This is a genomic window from Trichormus sp. NMC-1, assembly GCF_001858025.1.
GTDB lineage: Bacteria > Cyanobacteriota > Cyanobacteriia > Cyanobacteriales > Nostocaceae > Anabaena.
The window spans coordinates 422,471-432,369 of the sequence record NZ_LZQD01000005.1; the positions used below are offsets into that span (position 1 = coordinate 422,471).

Consider the following 9,899-nt stretch of genomic DNA (forward strand, 5'->3'; position numbering starts at 1 on the left):
CTCCTGAACTCCTGGAAAGCGTAGCTTCACGAAGTAGCACTCCTTCTTCTCATAACAATTTATCTTCAAACGTCATGAATTCCGAATCACCACTTTCTCAAACAGCCAATTCGTCTTTTTCAATGGACGATTTTGCCAAAGCACTAGAAAAACACGACTACCAATTTCAAAAGGGACAGGTTGTACATGGTAAGGTGTTTCAACTTGAGCATGATGGAGCTTATGTTGATATTGGTGGTAAGTCGTCGGCTTTTCTCCCCCGCGAAGAGGCTTCTTTGAGAGCAGTAACTGATTTGGCAGAAGTCCTACTGTTGCAGGAGGATATGGAGTTTTTGATTATCCGAGATCAGGATGCTGAAGGTCAAGTTACTCTTTCTCGTAAGCAGTTAGAAATTCAGCACATCTGGGAGAAACTCGTACAAATGCAGGAAAATTCCCAGACAGTCCAAGTGCGGGTAACGGGTGTGAATAAAGGTGGTATCACTGTTGATCTTCTTGGTTTACGGGGATTTATTCCGCGATCGCACCTCGCCGAACGTGATAACCTAGACGCACTCAAAGGTCAAACTCTAACTGCGGGATTTTTGGAAGTCAACTCTAACACCAAAAAACTCATTCTTTCCCAACGTTTAGCCACTCGTTCTAGCAACTTCAGTTTATTAGAAGTCGGTCAATTGGTGGAAGGAAAAATTACCGGCATCAAACCTTTTGGTGTATTTGTGGAGTTAAATGGTGTCAGCGCCTTACTGCACATCAAACAAGTCAGCCAAAAATTTATTGAATCTTTGGAAAAAGTCTTTCAAATCGGTCAACCCATCAAAGCTGTAATTATTGACTTAGATGAAGGTAAAGGTCGAGTCGCTATTTCTACCAGAGTTTTGGAAAACTTCCCTGGTGAAGTGCTGGAAAACATGGAAGAAGTGATGAGTTCAGCTGAAGCCCGTGCTAACCGTGCTGCTAATAAACCGGCAGAATAGGGGACTCTTAACAGGTGACTCTTGACAGTAAGAAGGGAATAGGTAATAGGGAAAAGAAAATTACTTCCTCTTGCCTTTTACCTCTTGCTCGAACATCATTTTTACTTGACGATGGCTGGTTTGGAGTTGTTGTAATGTTTCTTGAGAAAAAGCAAAATTAATTAATCCAATTAATTGCCACCAACTAGATAACATCGACTCCGAAGAAGCTGCCCCAAACTGAAGAGTAAAAAACTCTGTCCACCATGAAGGTGCGTGCTTTCTTTGACCATAATTATGGCACTTACGCCAGCGTTTACGCCACTTGATACAATCTGAAGTAGTGGGAGAATCTACGCTGATAATAGGCGGAAAATCGGCGTAACTGACAAATTTACTTAAACCTTTTCCGTGGACATAAACCACGTAACGCCAACATTCAACTGTATAAATATTCTCAAAACTTATTTTGAACATCACGCAAACAGCATCTTCAGTGACAAATCGTGCTAGTTGATGGAGAGTTGACGATTTGTGGACAATTTTTGATGTGCGAATAGGAGTTGTTTTTGGCTTGAAAGATGATACCATAATGTTAAGTGTCTTTTGAAAGTGAAAATTTTACTTTTGAAAGCGATGACACCTTTGGGATCGCTTTTCAGTTTCTACAGCCGGAGGGCGGTCTTTTTATTTGATAAAATCTATTAAACGATATAATTCAATCGTTTGTCAATAGTCAATGGGGCTGATTAAGTTAAAAATTAGAGAATTCGCTGATGAAAAGGGTTGGACACTCAAAGAAGTTTCTGACCGTTCCGGTGTGGCATATAGTTCTGTGAGAGCCTATGCAAGAGCGCCTGGGTTAGCTATGGTAGACTTTACATCCATACTCAAAATGGCTCGCGCTTTGGATGTAATGATTGAAGACTTAGTTGAAGTAGTGGAAGAGTAATTACACGTCAAATCGAGACGTTATATAGAATATCTCTATAGGTTTAGACAGTAAAAACTATTTTTGGCAATAATAATAGTTAGTTAAGCGAGTTGAAATTTGGCTAACTATGGATAATTTACCCGAAATCAAGTCTAACTCCCCTGCTGGGGGTGGTTTACCTGTAATCCAATATTGGGTAGAAAAAACCCTCTCACCACAAGGGTTACAATTATGGCAAACCCTTAATCATAAAAGTACGTGTTTATCCTGTGCTTGGGGTACAGGTGGACAAAAAGGGGGGTTTGTAAATGAAGCAGGAGAATATTTACAACGCTGTGCTAAAAGTGTAGAAGCGATCGCAGCGGAATTGCAACCAGGAATTAAACCAGATTTTTTCCAACAATATAGCATCAGTGAATTACAACAACTTACTTCTCAAGAATGCGATGATTTAGGTAGACTTAGTTATCCTCTCATTCTCAGATCAGGATCATCCCATTATCAACGCATTAGCTGGGAAGAAGTTTACCAGATTGCAACAACAGCTTTTGATCAATCACCAGAACGCCTTGCTAGTTATAGTTCTGGACGTTCATCTAACGAAGCTGCCTATTTACTACAATTATTGATGCGATCGCTTGGTAGTAATAATTTAGCAGACTGTTCTGATTTATGTCACGCCCCCTCAACAGTGGGGTTAAAAAAAGTTTTTGGCTCAGGCACATCAATGGTAAGTTTAGAGAGCCTCAAACATAGTGATTGTATAGTTTTAATTGGTTCTAACGCACCTGCAAATCATCCGCGATTGATGAACGAATTAATCAAATTGCGAGAAAGAGGTGGTAAAGTAATTGTTATTAATCCCCAAATTGAAATCGGTTTAGTTAAATTTGCATCTCCTGCGTTTCCCATCAAATCTTTACTCACAGGAGGTTCAGATATATCTTCTTTGTATTTACAACCAATTCCTGGTAGCGATGTTGCATTATTTGTAGGGTTGCAAAAATCCCTCATTGAACAAAATTTAATCAAAACAGAATATCTCAATTCTTATACTCAAGACTGGCAACAAGTTTTAGATTATGCTAATAATATATCCTGGAATAATATCACTAAAACTTGCGGTTTATCTCAAGAAGAAATTACAGCCACAGCTTATCTAATTGGTAAATCAGAGAGTGTCGTTTTTGCTTGGGCTATGGGTGTAACTCAACAAGCAAAAGGAGTTGATAATGTTTTTAGTATAGCAAATACAGCCTTAATTACAGGTAACGCTGGTAAAATTGGTGCGGGAACAATGCCGATTCGTGGACATTCAAATGTGCAAGGATTTGGTTCAATGGGTGTCACAGTTCACTTGCGCGAAGAAATCAAACAAGCACTATCGCAACTATTAGGAAAACCCGTTAGCGAAACGCCTGGTTATCATACCCGTGATTTAATAGAAGCAGCAGAATTAGAAAAGATAAAGACACTTTTTTGTTTAGGGGGAAATCTGTATGCAGCAAATCCAGACTTACAACAAGCAAAACGAGCATTATCACAAGTAGAAACTATATTTTATGTATCTACTAAACCGAATTTAGGACATTTTCACGGATTAGCGAAAACGCAAACTCTAATTTTACCTGTTTTCAATCGGTTTGAAAATCCCCATAAAACGACAACTGAATCAGGTAATAACTTTGTGCGTTTAAATGATGAAGGTAAAAGTCATTTACAACCACATAATTCTGATTTGATTTCAGAAATAGAATTAATTACAGAAATTGCTCATCGTTTACATGGAGAAAAACCGATAAATTGGCGTAAATTACAAGATACAGTTTATGTCAGAGAATTAATTGCTAAAACCATTCCTGGTTATGAAAAAATAGCTGATATTGATAAAACTAAAGAAGAATTTATGATTGCAGGACGGATTTTAGAAGAACCGAAATTTCCCACATCTGATGGTAAAGCGCAGATGTTTGTTACACCTTTACCGCAATTATCTTTACCGAATAAATCTGATTTTGGAGTTTCAGAAAATCAGTCAGGAATTATAGTCATATTAGGAACAGGACGCAGTTATGGACAACATAATACAGTAGTCTATCGCAGTGAAGATAAATATAGAAATATGCCCCATCGTCATTGTATTTTAATGAATAGTTTGGATATTAAAAAAGCAGGTTTTCAGGAACATCAACGAGTTACAGTTAGAGGGAATGCGGGAGAATTAAACAATATTGAAATTATTTGTGGTGAAATTCGTGAAGGTGTAGCTTTTATGTTTTATCCTGAAGCGAATGTGTTATTTAAAGCAGAAATTGACCCGCAAAGTGGGACACCTGCATATAAAAGAGTTCCGGTTTTTGTTTATCAATAAAATGGGGAGAAACAAACCACTCCAGGCACAGAGGACGCAGAGAAAAGAGGGTTAAACTCGTTCCCAGTCTCCAGACTGGGAATGCTATCAGGAGTCTCTGACTCCCTCTAAACAAAAGGTAGAACCTTTTAACATTCATTTCCATACAGAGTATGGGAACGAGAAAATAATAATAACATATTCCCAATACTGACCTTCAAAAACTTTGCACTTGCTTTACTTTAAAAAGCTTTAATCCCTCGATTTATCTACTTTCTGGGTTTATATGGCTATTGAATATTTTAGGAATATCAACTTATCAAGGTAACTTCAAATTTAATTCTTTTAAAGTTGGATTATCTGGGTTAATCGTCACTGTATTAGGTTCAGCAGGTTTACCATTAACTGTTAATTGATATGTTCCTAATGGTAATTGTTCTAAATAGAAAATACCAGCACTATTAGTAATAGATATCGTTGATGATTTATTATTAGGGTTAATCGCTTCAACTTTAGCACCAGCAATAGGTTTTCCTTGGGAGTCTGTGACAGTACCGGCTAGAGTATAGGAAGCAACAAAAGGTATGGAAAAATTAGTATAACTACCTGCAACTACTTCTATTGCAGAAGAAACTTGAGTAGGTTTATAATCCAGAGGATAACCAGCAGGATCTAAATCTAAACGATAAATACCAGGTTCAAGTCTGACAAATACACCTTGTTTTGTAATATTTGAATTGTTACGATTCAGCTTTTTATTATTCAGCATTAATAATAATTCGATATCTTGAGTATAAATCTCTTCATTATTATCTCTAATACCATTATTATTCTTATCTAAAAATGGTTGAACAAACATTCCTCCTTCACTGCGTAAACGTTCAAATCTTGTATCTCCAGGGCTAAAAATGGGACTAAAATTAACTGCTGAACCAATTTCAATCCGATAAGAAGCACTATCTGAAGTTAAAGAAACACCATCATAACGTAAACGTAAAGATAAACCGGGAATAAACACAGTAGAAACAGAAGCTAAAAAACCACTACCTTGAGAACCTATACCATAACCTAGATCAAAATCCCAGATAAAACGTTGATCACTTTGACGATATGGTGATTTATATTTCCATTTTAAGGTCAATAAATCATTATTGCGATTATTAGAATTATTAGTTTCATAATTTAAAGTTAAAGATTCATTTCCTGGTAAGTTAAAAATATCACCATCATAATTTAACTGTAATCCTAAACCAGTAGAACTTGATCTAGCTGATACATTAAATTTACGCCACCGAGCGTTAGAGTTCCAGTCTAATTGTCCTTTATTATCCAATTTTAAATTAGAAGAAGTAAATATATTACCAAAATTCTGATTAAAATTAAAACCCACATTAATAATATCGCTGTTATTATTACCACTGCTGGTAATATTGAAACCTCTGGCTAAATTCCAATTCAAATTAAAACTCTGAAATAGTTCATTACTAGATAAATTTAGATTAAATTTAGGAGAAGGTCTAAATTCAATATTAGCATTATATTTGAATTTTTCTGGTGTTTGTAAAGCTGATACCGCTAATTTCAAGGGAAAGTTATTAGGTTGATAAAATATATCAAATAATCCTAATAGATGTCGATCATAAACAACACCAGCACCCAAAGTTAAAGAATCGGAAACACCATAACGATAACCAACTCCTCCGCGAACATCTGTTAAATCACCAAAAAATTCATTAGTTGTTGTTTGTCTACTCAAACCACCGGATACAATTAAACTTGATGTACCTTTAGTTAACTGTCCAGGAAGATTTAGAAATATCGGTTCTTGTTCTACAGGGGTACTTGCTAACTGTCCATTTGCATATAATAAAACTCGATAATTTCCGCCATTACTACCAATAGGAATATTATCAAAACGATAAACTCCTGTAGAATCAACTAATACCTGATCAAAAATTGTATTATCAAAACCAGAAACTAATTTTACTAAAGTTCCTGGTGCTGCTGTTCCCTCAATAATACGGTTAATAGTATTACTTTGTAAACGTTGAGAAGGAGAATAGGCAGTACCATTAAGAGTATCTGCTTTAAAACCAAATCTTCTAATAGTAGTCAAACCCCAATAATCACCCCTACCTTGACTTTGCCAAAAAGTTGGTTGAGACCCTATAATATAATCATTAAACTCACCTGGTTTAAAATATTGTGCTTCTTGAATTTGCCAAGTTTTATTATCAAGTAAATCTGGTTGATTAATTCTTAAAAACCAACTTCCTCCTAAGATTGTACCAATGGTTGTTAAAGTACCTTGAGTGGTTAATTTATTACTATTTTCACTACCACTAAGATTAATTTGTTGTCCAAAAGTGGAAAAAGTCAAATCAGGAGATTTAACAACAGGTAAACCTTCTAATATGACTGGAATTTCTTGTTGGTGGTTTTTTTTACCTTGAAAATTTAACCAAGGAGGATCAAGTATAATAGAATAGGATACAATATCAAATTGAGTTTTAACTCCTAATAATTCCTCAATTTTAGCAACTGAGATTACTAAACCTAATTCGGGATCTGTAGTTAATTCTTTGGGGTTAATGCGTTTAATTAAACCAACTCCAGTTACTTCTATTTGTCCATTAGGTAAATTATTAACATTTAAATTTAATGCTGTAGTTAAATCTTGAAATGTCACCAACCAATCAGCAAAATTAACTGCTTTTGCTCCATCTTCATAACCTCTGACAAAGGAAGAGTCTAAAATATTACGCTTACCAACTTTAATTCCTACTGGTAAAATAACAAATTGCGGTGATTTTTCTTCGGGTTTTTGGTTAGAAGCATCAGGAGATTGAGTAATTTTAGAAATTAAATTATGATTAATCTGACGTTGAGATGTACTAAAATTTATGGTTTGCTCTAGCTCAGGTTGGGGAGATGAACTAAAAGTTTTTGTTTGATTACTTTCAGGTTTGGGGTAGGATGGCAAAACTTTAACTTCATTGATAGAATGATTAACAATCTGTTCAGATGAAGTTAAAGCAGGTTGTTGATGGTAATTCAGCAGTACGTAAGCTGGAAACACATAAATTAAATCAACACGAGGTTTTCAGTTATTTATTTCGGGTTTAAGTAGGTAAACAGAAAAATTTAAAGGTATGTGAAGAAAAGTCAAATCGCCCAAAACTCTCTTCCTGTTCCCTGTTCCTTGTTCCCTGTTCCCTGTTCCTTGTTCCCTGTTCCCTGTTCCTTGTTCCCTGTTCCCTGTTCCCTGTTCCCTGTTCCCTGTTCCTTGTTCCCTGTTCCCTGTTCCCTGTTCCTTGTTCCCTGTTCCCTGTTCCCTGTTCCCTGTTCCCTGTTCCTTGTTCCCTGTTCCCTGTTCCTTGTTCCCTGTTCCCTGTTCCTTGTTCCCTGTTCCCTGTTCCTTGTTCCCTGTTCCCTGTTCCCTGTTCCCTGTTCCTTGTTCCCTGTTCCCTGTTCCCTGTTCCCTGTTCCTTGTTCCCTGTTCCCTGTTCCCTGTTCCTTGTTCCCTGTTCCCTGTTCCCTGTTCCCTGTTCCCTGTTCCTTGTTCCCTGTTCCCTGTTCCCTGTTCCCTGTTCCCTGTTCCCTGTTCCCTGTTCCTTGTTCCCTGTTCCCTGTTCCCTGTTCCCTGTTCCCTGTTCCCTGTTCCTTGTTCCCTGTTCCCTGTTCCTTGTTCCCTGTTCCCTGTTCCTTGTTCCCTGTTCCCTGTTCCTTGTTCCCTGTTCCCTGTTCCTTGTTCCCTGTTCCCTGTTCCTTGTTCCCTGTTCCCTGTTCCCTGTTCCCTTGCCCCAACGACAATTTTTAACGCCCACCTACTTAATCAGATTTTGTTTCTCTTTTAATATCTTCTGGAGAAACAGTGAAATTGACATTAAAAGGTAAAGTTCCGCCTTTTTTGGGAAAGTCCCATTTTAATTGTCCTGAAAAGTTATATGTACCGGGTGTGAGGGTTTGTCCTTTGGGGGGATAGACAATTCTAATATATCTATCACCTTCAGCAACAATCGTAGTTTCCTCTAATTTACCAGAGTTAACAGGCTTACCATTTTGAGTTAAATTCCATTCAGTTCTTGGGCGAGTTGTAGCTTTTCCTGTATTCTTAACTAAAAGTCTAATTTCTTTAGTCTTACCATCATAAAATGCCTTTTCAATATTTAAAGTGGGAATTAGCTCACCGTTACGCACAAAAATAGTTGCAGCAATATTAACATCAATACCCACTTCGTTTTTGGTATTAGGATCACTTTTGTCTTGCAACTGCTCTACAGAAAACATTGCCCTATACTCTCCTTGCGCTAAACTGGGAAGCAACCTAGCATTGAAACGAATAGAGCGTGTTTGTCCTGGTTCAACCACTAATTCACGGGGAGAAAATGTTAAATAGGGTGTTAAGTCATTAGGACTAGATTCTAAAACTTTAAGTCCTTCCCGGATATAAGTAAAAGGTTTCAAAGAAACTCTGGCTCGAAATGTTTTATCAGAATTATTAGTAACATCAATAACACCCCTTGCTTGTCCTGATGCTGCTTGGCGTTCAATGACTAAAGGGGAAACCCGCAATTGTTGACTATAAGCTGGTATGGGAGCAAAACCAATACCAAATAAACATAATAAGGGAAGAATATTTTGTAATTTTTTCAGCATTTCAGTTATTAATTTTATCTGTATTACACCTGGTATACTCAGAGGATAAAATTCATATAAGGGTGAAAGACTGTCCACCCCTACAGAAGTTTATCGCCGTCTCTGAAAAATTATTGGGGTGCTAAGGAAAGATTGACACGGAAGCCATAATTGCCAACAGGTAAAGTTGTTCCACTTATAACAGTGATACTAACCGGATAATTTTGATTGACAATAGGTCCACATTCTCATAAGAAATATTCAATTTTTCCGCAATTTCTTTATATGATAATTCTTCCTTAAAGTGCAAAATAAACGTTTCTCGCAGTTTAGGAGGTAACTCATCCATAGCAAGACAAAAAAAATTATCTAATTCTTGTTGCGTAGCAACAAGAATTAGATTTTCTTCTTCCTGACTAGCTATTTCCTCTTGATATTCAAAACCTATTGCATCCAAACTTTCAACCTGCTTTCCACCCCGACGACGTTCTCTATGGATATCAACACAGAGATTATAAGTTAGTTTTGTTACCCAAGTTTTAAAATTTTTAATCTCAACCGTAGAATTACGTATTTTATCCCAAGCTTTCAACATTGCTTGACTCAGCACATCTTCCCCATCAATAGCGTTACCCATCCACTTGACACAACAACGGTATAGATAGTCTTGATATTCTTGCCATAACTGCCAAAAATCGGAGTTGAGATTTTGATACTCAACGCTTGATAATAAGGAAGAATCACAAACGTACATATTCAGTGAATTTATATATGTATGTCACTAGCACCATAGTAAAATAACTTAATAACTGCCTAATAAGCAATGGTAATTTTGCGTAAGGGTATAATATTTATCAAAATTTTATAAATATGAAGTTGGGATCAAGAACATGACACCACAAAACATGATATCTCGTTCCCAGTCTCCAGACTGGGAATGCTATCAGGAGTCTCTGACTCCCTCTAAACAAAAGGCAGAGCCTATAAAATAAAAATAGTCGGTTTTAACCGACTTTAGCTT

Annotated in this window: 8 protein-coding genes; 3 read left to right on the forward strand and 5 right to left on the reverse strand. The window is 36.7% G+C overall.

Features of this window, described 5'->3' with window-relative positions; all coding sequences use genetic code 11:
- The first annotated feature begins 74 nt into the window (after positions 1-74).
- Positions 75-977, forward strand: a complete 903-nt coding sequence (locus A9Y75_RS18190; protein ID WP_071190930.1) for a S1 RNA-binding domain-containing protein — start codon at positions 75-77, stop codon at positions 975-977.
- 60 nt (positions 978-1,037) lie between these two features.
- On the opposite strand, the gene A9Y75_RS18195 is transcribed toward A9Y75_RS18190, so the two are convergent.
- Positions 1,038-1,547 (reverse strand): hypothetical protein, encoded by a 510-nt coding sequence (locus tag A9Y75_RS18195; RefSeq protein WP_071190931.1) that lies wholly within the window; start codon positions 1,545-1,547, stop codon positions 1,038-1,040.
- A gap of 148 nt (positions 1,548-1,695) precedes the next feature.
- Here A9Y75_RS18195 and A9Y75_RS18200 point away from each other — a divergent pair, with 148 nt between their 5' ends.
- Together A9Y75_RS18200 and A9Y75_RS18205 are read left to right on the forward strand one after the other, a co-directional pair.
- Entirely contained in the window at positions 1,696-1,908 is a 213-nt protein-coding gene (locus A9Y75_RS18200) for a helix-turn-helix transcriptional regulator (RefSeq protein ID WP_071190932.1), read from the forward strand.
- 109 nt (positions 1,909-2,017) lie between these two features.
- Positions 2,018-4,261: an FdhF/YdeP family oxidoreductase gene (locus tag A9Y75_RS18205; protein ID WP_071190933.1), complete on the forward strand. Its 2,244-nt coding sequence runs from the start codon at positions 2,018-2,020 to the stop codon at positions 4,259-4,261.
- A gap of 298 nt (positions 4,262-4,559) precedes the next feature.
- Here the strand turns inward: A9Y75_RS18205 and A9Y75_RS18210 are convergent, their stop codons facing one another.
- The 4 genes from A9Y75_RS18210 to A9Y75_RS18225 form a co-directional block, all read right to left on the reverse strand.
- A complete protein-coding gene (locus tag A9Y75_RS18210) occupies positions 4,560-7,319 on the reverse strand; it encodes a carboxypeptidase regulatory-like domain-containing protein (RefSeq protein WP_071190934.1) in 2,760 nt (919 codons plus the stop codon).
- An 86-nt stretch (positions 7,320-7,405) separates the two neighbouring features.
- On the reverse strand, positions 7,406-8,053 hold the full coding sequence (locus A9Y75_RS28670; RefSeq protein ID WP_177176229.1) for a hypothetical protein: 648 nt from the start codon (positions 8,051-8,053) through the stop codon (positions 7,406-7,408).
- A gap of 18 nt (positions 8,054-8,071) precedes the next feature.
- Entirely contained in the window at positions 8,072-8,899 is an 828-nt protein-coding gene (locus A9Y75_RS18220) for a hypothetical protein (protein WP_071190936.1), read from the reverse strand.
- 175 nt (positions 8,900-9,074) lie between these two features.
- Positions 9,075-9,632 carry an RNA polymerase sigma factor gene (locus tag A9Y75_RS18225; protein ID WP_071190937.1) on the reverse strand — a complete coding sequence of 186 codons (558 nt, stop codon included), beginning with the start codon at positions 9,630-9,632 and terminating at the stop codon, positions 9,075-9,077.
- Between the last annotated feature and the right edge of the window lie 267 nt (positions 9,633-9,899).